Consider the following 13,738-nt stretch of genomic DNA (forward strand, 5'->3'; position numbering starts at 1 on the left):
CTCCGACGCTTCTGGCACAGATCTTCGGTTGTTGGCGGGGCGTGTGCTTTGCTTACGACTGCTGTGTCGTCGGTCGGCGTCAGTTCAACACGATCTCCACCGGCACCGCGTTCGCGAGGGTGTGCCCGACCGGTGAGCTGGCCTGGACCTTGGCGTGCAGCTCATCGAGCCTCTCGCGCGGGGCGTCGGAATCGATGGTGACTCTCGCGGTGATCGATCCGAATCCGGCATGTCCCTCCGCCAGTCCGAGGAAGACGTGCAGGTCGACGTCGCCCTTCAGATCGATTCGCAGGTCCTTCAGTTCGATGCCCGCCACTGTGGCGTTCGCGGCGTAACCGACGGCCAGGCAATTACCCAACGCACCGAGGAGCTGTTCGACCGGGTTGGGTGCCGTGTCGCCGCCGCCGAGTGCGGCGGGCTCGTCGGACGGGACCGGCGAGAAGTCGCGTATCCGTGCCGCCGACGCGAACGAACCGTTCCACTGGACATGCGCGGCCCATGTCGTCTGGGCCTTGCCGGCGTCGTCCTGAATCGCTTCGACCAGTTGGCCGACGGCGGCGATGTCCACGTCGTTGAGGCGGGTGGCGGTCTCGGTCATGGTGCTCCTTCGACGGTCCTGTTGCCGACGAAGGTAGCGAGGAGCATCGAGAACGACGACGTTCTGCATCATGGTGAGCGGAACACTTGGATGTTGCGGCGCGGAGGAGCACCCTGCGCGATCGCGTGGTCCGGTTGAACGGTCAGCGTCGTCGCCCTCGACCGCCCGAGCACCGAACGAACACCCCTCCGTTGGTGGCGCGGGTGAGCCGGACGAGCTAGATTGTTCAGCATGCTGAACAAATCCGGGGTTCCGACCGCGCTCCGATGCCGGCCGCAGTCTGAGGGGCGAGGGTGACACCCGCGGAACAGGTCACGGTCCCCCTGGCGCTGTTCGACTTCGTACCGGTCGCGTTCGGCGCGCTCGGTGCACTCCTGGTCGCGCGTCGAACCGACTGGCTACCTGCATATGTCGGCGCTGGTTTGATCTTTGCCGGAGGTTTCGCCAAAGCGTCGTGGAAGTTCCTGGCCGCCACGGACATCGCCGACATCCCGCGGCTCGCCGATTCGCTCTTCCCGCTGATGGGTTGCGGGTTTCCGCTCCTCGCCGCCGCTGCCTGGGGTCTTCGCAGACTCACGCCGGCCCTACTGCTCGCCGGTCTCTCGGTCGTCGGAGTGGCGGTCCCATCTATTGCCGGCTGGTTTCTGATCGCCGTGATCATCGGCGCGACAGCACTTTACGTGGCCCTCGCGCGCGACGCGTGGAGCGTTCGGGATGTGCGCACGGTGGCGTTGCTCGCGGTGTGCCTGGCGGGGACCTACACGCTCGGACCACTGGCCGGTCAGGAACAGACTCTCTCGCTGCAATGGATCGAGCAGTCGATCAACGCCGTCAGTCAAGCAGCCTTCGCTGTGGCCGCTTGGCGATTGATGCGCACCGAGCGGTCGGCCCTACAGACGCCGAACCCAGCCTCGTCATTGGCGTCCACCGATTCTGACGTACCCAGTCGATAAGAGCTGCCTACCAGGTGATCTCGATCTCGAGCTCGGATTCGTCTTCGCCCCGCTCGATCTCGATCTTCAGCTGCACCTTCGCCGGGATGTCGACACGGACGGTCTTGTTGTTCTCCACGAAAGACACCTCGTTGTGACGCGCGATGGCGTCCGCGAGCTCGTGGATCCTCTTCGCCGCCTCTTCACGGGTCAGTTCGGTCTTGGTCTTGTGCTCGAACAGTTCGTCGCTCATCAGTCCATCTGAGCCGACCGGACATATTCGGTCAAGCGGCACGCGTGCCGGATGACACCGAGCTCGGAGACGGACACCTTCTCGTCACCCATTTGTCACCAGCCATTGGAAGTGCTGCGCCACCCTGGCGCCCATGACCCGACCTCATCGAGCAGACCGTCCCACGTCCCGACGCACGATTCTGCGAACTGCCGCTACGGGCGCGCTCCTCGTCCCGGTCGGGTCCGCGCTGGCGGCCTGCGGGTCGTCGAATCCTGGTTCGGCGACGCCGAGTCTGGTCAGGAACCGGCCGGTCCTCACCCACGGGGTGGCCACCGGCGAGGTGACCAGCGGAGGGGCGCTGGTGTGGGCGCGGTCGGACCGGCCGGCGACCATGATCGTCGAGACCGCATCGAGCGAGTCCTTCGGTGCTGCACGGAAATTTCGCGGACCGCAGGTGACACCCGCCGGCGACGGGACCGGCCGACTGCGGGTGGCCGGCCTGGAGCCCGGCCAGACCGTGCACTATCGCGTCACCTTCGAAGGTGAGGACGGCGCGCTCTCCGAACCGGCGACCGGAATCTTCACGACAGCTCCGGTACGAGACGGCGACATCAGGTTTCAGTGGTCCGGCGACGTGGTCGGGCAGGGGTGGGGCATCAACCCAGGTATGGGCGGGATGACCATCTTCGCCACCATGGCCGACCGTGATCCGCAGTTCTTCATCCACTCCGGTGACGCCATCTACGCCGACAACCCGGTCGAGGCGACTCAGGAACAGAACGACGGCAAGACCTATCGGAACATCACCAGTCCGGCGAAGGCGCAGGTGGCGCAGACCGTCGATCAGTTTCGTGGAAACTACGCGTACAACCTGACCGACGACCACTTCCGACGCTTCGTCGGATCAGTCCCGCAACTGGTGCAGTGGGACGACCACGAGGTCGTCAACAACTGGTTCCCCGGGGAGAGTCTCGAGGGGCAGGGCCGCGAGGGATACACCGAGATGAGCGTCGACGTGTTGGCGCGCAACGGACGTCAGGCCTGGCAGGAATGGCAACCCGTCGAGATCGGTGCCTCGGATCGTCTGTACCGCAGGGTGTCATACGGTCCGCTGCTCGACGTCTTCATCCTCGACATGCGCAGCCACAAGGACCCGAACCCCGATGCGTGGTCGGGGGACAACGTCGACGGCTTGCTCGGTCCGGAACAGACCCAGTGGCTCATCGACGGACTGCGGGGTTCGACGGCGACCTGGAAGATCGTCGCCAATGACCTGCCGCTGAGCATCGTCGTGGCGGACAAGAACACGACACCGCCGGACGGTCCGAAGGCGATGGAAGCGGTGGCCCAGGGTGATGCCGGCGATCCGCTTGGTCGTGAGATCGCGTTCTCCCGCATACTGTCTCAGACGAAGAACGTCCGGAACGTGGTGTTCCTGACCGCCGATGTCCACTACACCGCCGCGATCTCCTACGAGCCCGACCGCGCCGGCTTCAAGGATTTTGCGCCGTTCTGGGAGTTCGTCGCCGGACCGTTGCACGCCGGTGCGTTCCCGGAGAGCCCGTTGGACAGCACATTCGGTGCCGAATACGAATTCGTTCACGCGCCCACCGAGTCGAATGTGTCACCGGCCGAGGGGTTTCAACACTTCGGCGAGGTGACGATCGACGGCAGGACCAAGGTGCTGAGCGTGGATCTGGTCGACGCGTCGGGCAAGACCCTGTACCGAAAGGACCTCGAACCGGCGTCGTGACGACCCGTCGACAGTGTGCGGGATTCGTCCCGGAATCCGGTACCGTTCCCGCACTCTGCGGAAGCGCTCACTCGCTCAGCGGCCGCAGGAACTCTCCGGTCACCTCGACAGCGGGTGCGGACGACCCGCCTCCGACGACGAGCGTCGCGAACGCGAGGTCCCCGACGATGCCGGCGAACCAGCCGTGCGGGTTCTCGTTGTTGCCGTACTCCGCCGTGCCGGTCTTTCCGCCGAGACCGGGAATGTCGCGGAGGGCGGTGGCCGTCCCACGGATGACGGTGTCGCGCATCATGCTTCGGAGTGCACGAGTGACGTCGACCGGGATCTGTTGCGGTTCCACGTCTCCCGTCGTGTCCCTTCCGCGAACCAGGCCGGGGGTCACGGTCTCACCGCGCGCGAGGCTCGCCTCGGCCAGGGCGAGACCGAAGGGGCTGACGGTCACCGTACCCTGACCGATGCCGTTCTCGACCCGCAACGCAGGTGAAGCGGCGCGGGGCACCGACCCGGTGACGGTCGTCAGGCCCGGAACGGTGTAGTCCGCGCCGATGCCGAACCGTCGTGCCATGGCGGTGAGCGCGTCGTCGGGCAGCCTGTTCGCGAGGGCGCCCATCGTCGTGTTGCACGATCGCGCGAAAGCTGTTGGAAGTGACACGGTCCCGAGGTCGAAGTCGTCCTCGTTCGGGATCGTCCGACCTTCGATGGTGGTGCGGCCGGGACAGCGGACCTGTGACGTCGGTTGCACGGCTCCGGCGTCCAGTGCGGCTGCGGTCGTGATGGTCTTGAACGTCGAACCCGGAGGGTAGAGCCCGGACAGCGAGAACGATCCCGACCTGTCGGCGGCATCGTTCTGCGCGACGGCGACGATGCCTCCGGTCGACGGTTCGATGGCCACGACCATGGCAGGGCGTCGTTCGCCGTCGACGGCGAGTTGCGCTCGGGTCTGGACATCGCGATCGAGGGTCGTGCGTACCGGTGGCGTGACACCGGGTTGCGCCGAGTCGACGAGATGAGTGGGTGTGCCGTCGGCGCCGACGATCTGGACGGACCACCCCGCCGTGGCGTCGATGTGCTCGCGCCAGATCTCCTCGAGTCCCGACATCGCCGGCGAATGCAGGGCTCTGGTGGCGCTGAGCAGCGCGCCTTGCTCGCTGAGCGCGACACCCGGGATCGACTCCACCGAGCGCTGGACGCGCCGGAGATCGGACTCGCGGAGCCGGATCACCGTGTGGGTCTCGACGGGGCTCGACCGGCTGGACGAGTTGCCCGCGAAGGCCGCGCGGATACCGGCGGCGGTCATACCGGGTTCGACGGGTCGGAGGGCGCGGGCGAGCATCTCCGCCGAACCGAGTTGCGCGCGTTGCAACGTGACCAGGGTGACGGCCTGCCAGGTCATGAGCGGCCGATCGTTGGTGTCGAGGACCGGCGTCCGGTAGGCGCGATCGTCGCTGTACGAGAACGATTCTCCGGCACGGAGTTGCCGGTGCAGGACGGAGGGCTGCCACCGGATCTTCCAGTGGGAATCCGACTCGGCGAGAACGACAGAAGTCTGATACCCGACAATCCGATCGCGGATCTGCCAGCGATGGTCGAGTGTGCCGCTGACCTCCTTGTCGTCGACCAGGTCGGCCGCGACCGAGAGCTTGGGCGTGCGGCCCATGCCGTCGAACATGGCGGTGATCGCCGCGCCTGCCGCGGCCGGATCGTCGGTGAGCGCCGCGGCTCTGGTGGCATCGCCCTCCTGCAGCGCGGCCGCGAACGACCGCAGCGCATCCTCAGGTGAGTCCGAGGACAGGAAGCAACCCGACACCGTGCCGGCGATCACCGCACATGCACTCACCAGTGCCCACCATCGACGCATGTCTCGAGCCAACCCATCGGGACGCCGAGATGCCAAGTTTCGGCACGCGATCGGCCGATAGCAGATCGCTATCGCCGCTGTTCGCGGGCCGGTTTCGGGTCACTCGTCCGGTCTTCGGAGTTCGGTGACGATCACGCGGGTCACCTCTCCGATGGCGCGGTCGACCTCGGGTAGCGCCATCTCGGATCTCGCGCTCATCGTGAACACCGCGACCGCGATCGGCACTTCACCGGGGAACTCGATGACGCCGATCTCGTTGCGAACGGCGACCAGCGTGCCCGTCTTTCCCGCGACGCTCACCCGGCGGAACGGGAACCCCGAAGCGAGGCGCGAAGTGAAGACCTGTTTCCTCATCGTCTGGCGAATGAACTCGCACGACGCCGCGGACGCTGCGCGATCGGTCCAGATCGCGTCGAGCAGCGTCGTGCAGTCGCGCGGTGTCGCGGCACTGGAGTAGGCGGCGTCGTAGGCGCTGACCGAGGCGTCGAAGTCGGGATCGGCCAGGGCGGCGAACGCCTCGGCGACGGTGCTCGTGCCGGTCTCTCGCTGAAGACGTGCGTGCGATTCGGCGACACCACCGACGATGCGGGTGTGGGTGAGGCCTAGGTCGACCAGGTCGTCGCGGATCTGCGGTAGTCCGATGTGGGCGAGGATGACGTCGGCGGCGACGTTGTCGGAGACGGTCATCATCGAGGTGGCGAGGTCGCGCCAGGAAATGGTGACCGGGTCCGAGAACAGTGCGAGCCCGGTCGGGCCCTGCGCCCATCGGGTGGGATCGACGGTGATCGACGCCGTGAGATCGATGTCGCCGCGATCTGCCATGCGGCACAGGGAGACCAACACCGCGAGTTTGTAGACCGACGCGAGGACGACCGGGGTGTCGGCGTGTTGGCAGTACTCGACCGGCGTCGGACCGATCGTCCGAACATGCACGCACCCCGAACAGCCGGCGTCGGCGAAGGTCTCGTGGACAGCGCGATCGAGCTCGGTGCGGACCGACTCGGGGAGGGGTGCCGACGAGCTCACGTCGCCTTGCCGATTCGGTAGAGGGCCGCGGTGACGACCTCCGCCACCTCGCTGAGGCCGGGTTCGCGGTAGACGACGCGAAGGCGCAGCGCGGTGGCGTCCGGTCCGACGGACAGACAGCGGACGGCATCGACCGCGGCGAGGACATCGCGATCGACGGTCAGCGCGAAGGCGTGCCCGGCGGCGACCGCGGCCAGCACTTGGTCGGCGGAGGTCACCGGATCGAGCTGAGGGTCGAGGCCGGACTCTCGGAGCCGGTCGATCAGCTGGTCGTGCGCGGGCGGGTTGAACGACCTTGGTGTGTGGCAGAAGTGCAACCCCGCGAGTTGGCGCAGGCGCGGCCGATCGGCATCTGCTGTCGGATGCGAAGCGGGCACCACGATCGAACGCTTGAGGACGACGACCGGTCCGGTGGCCAACGACCCGGTGACGCAGGGCGCTTCGACGACCGCAAGGTCGAGTGACCCGGCCGACACCTGTTCGACAAGATTCACCGTCGAGGAGCTGACCGTGTCCTGTCCGGACGCGACCCCGGCGATGCGGCGTGCCAGCGTGGCCGTGATCGTCGGGCCGACCAGTGATGGGGTACCCCAACGCAATACCTCGGTACGCTCGTGGAGCCGACGGGCCTCGCCGACGAATCTCGAGGCGTCGTCGACGAGTAGACGTGCGCGCGGAAGCAGTTCGCTTCCGGCATCGGTGAGTTCGGCGCCGCGAGTGGTGCGTCGGATGAGCTGGAGTCCCAGCTGCTTCTCCAGGCGACGCAGACCCTGCGACACCGGCGGTTGTGTCATCTCCAAGCGCGCAGCGGCCTCGCCGAAGTGGCCCTCCTCGGCCACGGCGACGAAGAACCGTAGGTGCCTGATCAGATCCACGGGTTCCAGGATGGCATGGTCGACCCCGGGAACGGTTCAGCTGAGAAGTGGGCGAGTGTCACTCGTGGAACTCGCCTTTGGGTAACCGAGGGCGCGCAGTTGGCGGCCATTGTGTCGTAGTCGCGATTGTCCAAGTGGCCGGAGGAGTTGAGAAGTCCATCCATCTGCCGTGACCGAGGTACAGCGAGAACGCCTCTTCATCGGGAAAGTTGCCCATACGCAGGTAGAGCGTATGTCGCTCGGCGTCACCCCTGTACCAGCTGGCATCATTCGGATCGGCGACGAAGTGGATGACGGTGTTCATGGCCGACTCCAGGTTGGACACAACGGAGTGCCGGGTCACCATGTCGCTCTCAATCCTCGAGGTGGGCTGACACCACGATGTCCTGCACATGCGCCTGCACCGTCGGGTTGGCGGACGCGGTGGTGGCAGAACTCTGCAGCAGATACACCACGTTCGCTCGTTGATACAGGACGTTCTTGTTCACCAGATACCGCGACCGTCCCTCCGGGCCGACCCAGTGCCCGGCATGGATGGTTCCGCCTTCGGTGCGATCGCTGATCGGGTATCGGTCCGCCCGTTCCTCGATCCACCCGGGGAGGCTACGAGACTCCACGAAGGCGTGATCGAGCAGGTCATTCACGTCGACCGAAGAATCGACGATGAATCTCGTCAGGGCGATGGAGATCGTGTCACGACCGTCACGGTCCGCGTGAGCGGTGGCGACGTAGCGGTCGAGGAGGCCGCACCGTGCCGCTGCTGGGTCGCGTTGATACGCCGCGTGATCAACGTCCACCCGAACGATTCCGGCAACCGATCGGTGATCGGTCACTTTTGCCTGAGACACCGCCATTAGGCGTAGACGCTCACCGAGGGGGTCGAGATCAGACATTGGCGGCGCTCCTATTTTGATGGATCGCTCACAATATCCGTTGCCGCTCGGTCTTTTGCTGAGCGTTGACGGAGACGGGACATCGGCTAGAGAAGACCCGCAGGTCGGACGATGCGTTTGGACGACGTAGCGCGACCATAGTGCCTGACGCGGGGGCAGTATGCGTCGCATACCGGACCCAAATGCCCCAACTCGATATGTGACCGTGCACGATCCTGCACAACTCCGCAGTGGTCGACGTTGCGTTGACGGATCCGTTCCTGATCATCTGTCAGCGCAAGAACACCGCCGCCGAGTCGGCGAGGTCGAGCAGCGGTTGCGGAAAGATGCCGAGGGCCACGGTCGCGAGGGTGCACAGGGCGATACCGGTCGTCGTCAGCACACTGGGTTTGACCACGTGCGGGGCGCCGGAGGCGGGGACGTCGTCGAAGAACATGGCGACGATGATGCGGACGTAGACATAGGCGGCGATGGCGCTGCTGATGACGCCGATGACCACGAGGACGCCGCCGCCGGAACCGGCCGCGGCGGCGAAGACGTCGAATTTGGCGATGAAGCCACTGGTCAGCGGAATGCCCGCGAAGGAGAGCAGGTACACCGAGAACATGGCGCCCACCAGCGGGTAACGGCGCCCCAACCCCGACCACTGGGTGAGGTCGGTGGCCTCGCGGCCGGACAGGTGTGGGTTTCGCGGCAGCGGTGCCGTGCCGTGGATGGCGACTGCGCGGGCAGAGGGACCGGCGTCGGTGTCGGGCTCACGGATGACGGCGACGGTGGCGAAGGCGCCGAGAGTGGTGAACGCGTAGGCGGCGAGGTAGAACAGCGTGGCGCCGAGTCCGGCTTCGTCGAAGGCGATCAGGCCGAGCAGGATGAACCCGGCGTGCGCGATGGACGAGTACGCGAGCATCCGCTTGACGTCGTTCTGGGTCACCGCCATGACCGAGGCGATGACCATCGACGCGATGGCCACCGCCCACAACGCGGGTTCCCACTGCTCCCTCAGGCCCGGGAAGCCGACGTAGAAGACCCGGAGCAGCGCGCCGAAAGCGGCGACCTTGGTGGCGGCGGCCATGAATGCGGTGACCGGCGTCGGAGCGCCCTGATAGACATCCGGAATCCACGAATGGAACGGCACCGCACCCACTTTGAACAGCAGGCCGACGGCGAGCAGCGCCAGCCCGATGAGTGCCAGTGTCGTGTCACCGCCGCTGTCGGCGATCGCCGAGATCGACGCACCGATCGTCGAGAGGTTGAGTGAACCGGTGGCTCCGTAGACGAAGGCCGCTCCGAACAGGAAGAACGCAGACGAGAAGGCGCCCAGCAGAAAGTACTTCAGGGAGGCTTCCTGCGAGATGAGGCGCCGACGCCGGGCCAGTCCGCACAGCAGATACAGCGGGAGCGAGAACACCTCCAGCGCGATGAACATCGTGAGCAGGTCCCCACACGCCGGGAACAGCATCATCCCGCCCACCGCGAGCAAGGCCAGGGGAAAGACCTCGGTCGTCACCGCTCCGGCGCGGGTGGCCTCGAACTCGGCATCGGTGTTGGGTACCGAGGCACCCGAGGGGGTGAACATGTCGGCGTCCACCCCGCCACCGGCCGGGCCGCCACTCGTGATCGCGTCGTCCCCGCCGCCGACCCCGGCGAGCCTTCGCATCGTCACCGGTGCGACCACTCGCTCGAGTCGGCGCTCGGCCATGAGCCCGACGGCGATGACCGCGATGATCAGCAGCAGCCCTTGTAGATACAGCGCCGGTCGATCGATCACGACCGCACCCGACATCGCGAACTCGCCGTTCGCGCCATCGTGTGTCTGCGCGACCGCCACCGCGATCAGGGCACCCAACCCGACGACCAACCCGCCGAGCGCGAGCGAGAGTTGCAGGGGATACCGCAGACGACGCGGCGCGAACGCCTCGACGAGCACCCCGACGACCCCGACGCCGAACACGATGAGCATCGGTGCGAGAGATGCGTATTCGACGCTGGGGGTGTCGATGGCGGCCAGCGTCATCGGACCGTCGACGAGGGTGGTCGATGTCATCAGTTGCCCTCCGGATCAGACTCGGCGACGGCTGGTTCGGGCGCCTCGACGCCGACAGTGGTGAGCGTGGCCTGTACCGCCGGATCGATCAGGTCGATCATCGGCTCCGGATACACCCCCAGCGCGATGAGCAGGGCGAGCAGCGGAGCGACGACCACGAGTTCGCGACCCGCCAGGTCCCGCATCGACGACAAGCGGTCGCCCGCCGGCTTCGTCGGTCCGCCCATCATGCGCTGATACGTCCACAGGATGTAGATCGCCGACAAAACGAGTGCCGAGCAGGCGATCACCGCGGCAACCGGGTAGCGGGTGAAGGTGCCGATGAGGACCAGGAACTCGCTGATGAACGGGGCCAGCCCCGGGAGCGAGAGGGTGGCGAGCCCGGCGACGAGAAAGGTGCCGGCGAGGACGGGCGCGACCTTCTGCACGCCGCCGTAGTCGGCGATCAGGGTGCTCCCACGGCGTGACACGAGGAAGCCGGCGATGAGGAACAGTGCGGCGGTGGAGATCCCGTGGTTGACCATGTAGAGGGTCGACCCGGTCTGGCCCTGGTCGGTCATCGCGAAGATGCCGAGGATGATGAAGCCGAAGTGCGAGATGGACGTGTAGGCGATGAGCCGCATCACGTCGGTCTGGCCGATTGCCAGAACCGCGCCGTAGACGATGCTGACGACCGCGAGTCCGCAGACGAGGGGCGCGAAGTACTGGGACGCGTCCGGGAACAGTTGCATGCAGAATCGCAGCATCGCGAAGGTCCCGACCTTGTCGATCACGGCCATCATCAGCACCGCCGAGGCGGGCGTGGCGGCGACGGCGGCGTCGGGCAACCACGAATGCAACGGCCACAGCGGCGCTTTCACCGCGAAGGCGAACAGGAAGCCGAGGAACAGGAGTTTGGCCAACCCGGTCGAGTCGTCGATCTGTCCGCTCGCGACAGCTGCGGCGATGTCCGGCAGCGCGAACGTCCCGCCACCGTCTGGGCCCACCCCGTCCTGGGCGGTCACCACGTAGAGTCCGATCACCGCAGCCAGCAGAAGGAGTCCGCCGAAGAGGTTGTACAGCAGGAACTTCACCGCGGCTGCCGATCGGTTGGGTCCGGTGCCGAACCCGCCGATCAGGAAGTACATCGGGATGAGCATCGCCTCGAAGAAGATGTAGAACAGCAGCACGTCGAGCGCGACGAAACTCATCAGCACCATCGCCTCGGTGGCGAGGAACAGCGCCAGGTAGATGTGCGGGCCCTTCTGCGCGCGGCCACCCGAATTGTCCAGCGAGCCGGCCGACTCGGCATCGCGCCAGCCGGCCACGAGCAGCAGGGGCAGGAGTGCCGCGGTCAGGAGCACCAGGACGAGTCCGATGCCGTCGAGCCCCAGCGCGTAACGCGTGCCCAGCGCCGGTATCCAGCTGACGTCTTCGACGAACTGGTAGCGCTCGCCACCGGGATCGAAACCGGCCGCGAGACCGATCGAGAGGACAAGGACAGCCACGGACACCACGAGCGCGAACCATCTCGCCGCGGTCGCCCGGTGCGCCGGGACCGCGAGGACAAGGGCCGCGCCGACGGCGGGCGCAACCCAGAGGATGGTCAACCAGGGGATGCTCACAGGACGTTCACCGCCATCACCAGGGCCACGATCACGGTGGTACCCGCGAACATCGACAAGGCATACGACCGGACATAACCGTTCTGCCACCCGCGTATTCGACGCGACGCGCCGGTCACCGCATCACCGACACCACTGGTGAGCGCGTCGACGCCGTCGGACTCGACCGCGACGAGGCCGGCGGTGACCCGCTGACCCGGCCGCATCAGCAGCTCCTCGTTGACGGCGTCGCCGTACAGATCGCGGCGAGCGGCGACGGTGAGCACCGATACGTCCTCGGGCGCGGTCACCGGCACCGGTCGAGTCGCGTACTGACGGTAGGCGACAGCCACGCCGACGGCGACCACGAGCAGGATGATCGCCGTCATGGCCCACACCGGGAGGAGATGGTGCTCGGTGTGTTCTCCGACAACGGGTTCGAGCCACGTCTCCAGCGACCCGCCGATGGCCAGGAGGCCGCCCGAGGCAACGGAGCCGAGCGCGATCAGGATCATCGGGCCGGTCATGACACGCGGCGACTCGTGCGGGTGAGGTGCCGGCGCGTGCGTGCCGTCGTGCCAACGCTTCTCGCCGAAGAAGGTGAGCAACATGACCCGGGTCATGTAGAACGCGGTGATCCCGGCGCCGAGAAGTGCTGCGCCACCGAGGATCAGACCTTTCGCTCCACCCGCTCCGAACGCGGCCTCGATGATGTGATCCTTCGAGTAGAAGCCCGCGAACGGCGGCACACCGATGATCGCGAGATACCCGACGCCGAAGGTGACGAACGTGATCGGCATGAGGGCGCGCAGTCCGCCGTAGCGACGCATGTCGGTCTCGTCGTTCATCCCGTGCATCACCGAACCCGCACCGAGGAACAACCCCGCCTTGAAGAACCCGTGGGTGAGGAGGTGCATGATGGCGAACGCGTAACCCGCCGGACCGAGCCCGGCGGCCAGCACCATGTACCCGATCTGGCTCATCGTCGACGCGGCGAGCGCCTTCTTGATGTCGTCCTTCGCGCAACCGATGACGGCACCGAACAACAGGGTGACCGCGCCGACGACCACGACCCCGACCTGGGCGGCGGGGGCGAGGTCGAAGATCGGGCCCGAGCGCACGATGAGGTAGACGCCGGCGGTCACCATGGTCGCGGCGTGGATCAGCGCCGACACCGGCGTCGGGCCCTCCATCGCGTCGCCCAGCCACGACTGCAGCGGCACCTGCGCCGACTTGCCGCATGCGGCGAGAAGCAGCACGAAACCCAGTGCGGTGAGTGTCGTCTCGCCTGCCTGGGAAGCACCGTCGAACACCGCGGTGAAGGCCACTGAGCCAAAGGCGGCGAACATGATCATCAGGGCGACAGCGAGTCCGATGTCGCCGACCCGGTTGACGACGAATGCCTTCTTGGCCGCGGTGGCCGCCGACGGCTTGTGCTGCCAGAAACCGATCAGCAGGTACGACGCGAGTCCGACGCCTTCCCAGCCGAGGTAGAGACCCAGGTAGTTGTCGGCCAGGACCAGGACGAGCATGGCCGCGAGAAACAGGTTGAGGTAGGCGAAGAATCGGCGACGATCTGGATCGTGCTGCATGTAGCCGATCGAATAGACGTGGATGAGCGAGCCGACGCCGGTGATCAGCAGGACGAAGCACATCGACAGCTGGTCGAGGAGAAACCCGAAGTCGACCTGGAGCTCGCCCACCGGTACCCAACTGAACAGGACGTCCGACACGACGCGGTCGTCAGCAGATCGGGACACCATGCCGGTGAACATGATCAGCGCCACCGCGAACGACGCGATCGCGAGGCCCGTCCCGAGCAGATGCCCCCACCGGTCCGTGGCGCGACCACCGAGAAGGAGGATCGCCGCACCCAGGAGCGGCAGAGCCGGGATCAGCCAGAGCAATGACGCAGTGAGTTCGGCGTTCACCAATCCTCCT

Annotated in this window: 12 protein-coding genes; 2 read left to right on the forward strand and 10 right to left on the reverse strand. The window is 66.5% G+C overall.

Going from position 1 to position 13,738, the window contains the following annotated elements:
- Nucleotides 1–79 precede the first annotated feature (79 nt).
- Complete coding sequence (locus QAD21_RS01830) at nucleotides 80–598, reverse strand: OsmC family protein (protein ID WP_058251005.1); 519 nt, start codon at nucleotides 596–598, stop codon at nucleotides 80–82.
- 293 nt (nucleotides 599–891) lie between these two features.
- Between QAD21_RS01830 and QAD21_RS01835 the strand changes: the two genes are divergently transcribed.
- A complete protein-coding gene (locus QAD21_RS01835) occupies nucleotides 892–1,551 on the forward strand; it encodes a hypothetical protein (protein ID WP_058251006.1) in 660 nt (219 codons plus the stop codon).
- Between the two features lie 7 nt (nucleotides 1,552–1,558).
- Here QAD21_RS01835 and QAD21_RS01840 read toward each other — a convergent pair whose 3' ends face one another.
- Nucleotides 1,559–1,783 (reverse strand): amphi-Trp domain-containing protein, encoded by a 225-nt coding sequence (locus QAD21_RS01840; RefSeq protein WP_058251007.1) that lies wholly within the window; start codon nucleotides 1,781–1,783, stop codon nucleotides 1,559–1,561.
- A 133-nt stretch (nucleotides 1,784–1,916) separates the two neighbouring features.
- Here QAD21_RS01840 and QAD21_RS01845 point away from each other — a divergent pair, with 133 nt between their 5' ends.
- Nucleotides 1,917–3,518, forward strand: coding sequence for an alkaline phosphatase D family protein (locus tag QAD21_RS01845; protein ID WP_068972617.1), 1,602 nt, complete (start codon nucleotides 1,917–1,919; stop codon nucleotides 3,516–3,518).
- A gap of 67 nt (nucleotides 3,519–3,585) precedes the next feature.
- Here QAD21_RS01845 and QAD21_RS01850 read toward each other — a convergent pair whose 3' ends face one another.
- The 8 genes from QAD21_RS01850 to nuoL all read right to left on the reverse strand — a co-directional run bounded on the left by QAD21_RS01850 (nucleotide 3,586) and on the right by nuoL (nucleotide 13,728).
- Nucleotides 3,586–5,376 (reverse strand): penicillin-binding transpeptidase domain-containing protein, encoded by a 1,791-nt coding sequence (locus tag QAD21_RS01850; protein WP_280360433.1) that lies wholly within the window; start codon nucleotides 5,374–5,376, stop codon nucleotides 3,586–3,588.
- Between the two features lie 99 nt (nucleotides 5,377–5,475).
- Complete coding sequence (locus QAD21_RS01855) at nucleotides 5,476–6,402, reverse strand: serine hydrolase (RefSeq protein WP_165630739.1); 927 nt, start codon at nucleotides 6,400–6,402, stop codon at nucleotides 5,476–5,478.
- Complete coding sequence (locus QAD21_RS01860; RefSeq protein WP_280360435.1) at nucleotides 6,399–7,277, reverse strand: LysR family transcriptional regulator; 879 nt, start codon at nucleotides 7,275–7,277, stop codon at nucleotides 6,399–6,401. Before QAD21_RS01860 ends, QAD21_RS01855 begins: the two co-directional genes overlap by 4 nt.
- 58 nt (nucleotides 7,278–7,335) lie before the next feature.
- Nucleotides 7,336–7,581, reverse strand: a complete 246-nt coding sequence (locus QAD21_RS01865; RefSeq protein WP_223259070.1) for a hypothetical protein — start codon at nucleotides 7,579–7,581, stop codon at nucleotides 7,336–7,338.
- 49 nt (nucleotides 7,582–7,630) lie between these two features.
- Nucleotides 7,631–8,074 (reverse strand): LpqN/LpqT family lipoprotein, encoded by a 444-nt coding sequence (locus QAD21_RS01870; protein WP_159369887.1) that lies wholly within the window; start codon nucleotides 8,072–8,074, stop codon nucleotides 7,631–7,633.
- A 367-nt stretch (nucleotides 8,075–8,441) separates the two neighbouring features.
- The gene (gene nuoN / locus QAD21_RS01875) at nucleotides 8,442–10,214 is read right to left on the reverse strand and encodes an NADH-quinone oxidoreductase subunit NuoN (protein WP_165630737.1); all 1,773 of its coding nucleotides are present in this window, start codon (nucleotides 10,212–10,214) and stop codon (nucleotides 8,442–8,444) included.
- Complete coding sequence (locus tag QAD21_RS01880; protein ID WP_165630736.1) at nucleotides 10,214–11,818, reverse strand: NADH-quinone oxidoreductase subunit M; 1,605 nt, start codon at nucleotides 11,816–11,818, stop codon at nucleotides 10,214–10,216. The genes nuoN and QAD21_RS01880 overlap by 1 nt, the downstream gene beginning before the upstream one ends.
- A complete protein-coding gene (gene nuoL, locus QAD21_RS01885) occupies nucleotides 11,815–13,728 on the reverse strand; it encodes an NADH-quinone oxidoreductase subunit L (RefSeq protein WP_165630735.1) in 1,914 nt (637 codons plus the stop codon). The genes QAD21_RS01880 and nuoL overlap by 4 nt, the downstream gene beginning before the upstream one ends.
- Nucleotides 13,729–13,738 lie beyond the last annotated feature (10 nt).

The organism is Gordonia sp. SMJS1, from assembly GCF_029866425.1.
Classification (GTDB): Bacteria; Actinomycetota; Actinomycetes; order Mycobacteriales; family Mycobacteriaceae; genus Gordonia; species Gordonia hongkongensis.

Coding starts and splice junctions, on each gene's coding strand:
- QAD21_RS01840 (WP_058251007.1), bottom strand. CDS start 1,783: ATGAGCGACGAACTGTTCGAGCACAAGACCAAGACCGAACTGACCCGT.
- QAD21_RS01845 (WP_068972617.1), top strand. CDS start 1,917: ATGACCCGACCTCATCGAGCAGACCGTCCCACGTCCCGACGCACGATT.
- QAD21_RS01865 (WP_223259070.1), bottom strand. CDS start 7,581: ATGAACACCGTCATCCACTTCGTCGCCGATCCGAATGATGCCAGCTGG.
- nuoN (WP_165630737.1), bottom strand. CDS start 10,214: ATGACATCGACCACCCTCGTCGACGGTCCGATGACGCTGGCCGCCATC.
- QAD21_RS01850 (WP_280360433.1), bottom strand. CDS start 5,376: ATGCGTCGATGGTGGGCACTGGTGAGTGCATGTGCGGTGATCGCCGGC.
- QAD21_RS01830 (WP_058251005.1), bottom strand. CDS start 598: ATGACCGAGACCGCCACCCGCCTCAACGACGTGGACATCGCCGCCGTC.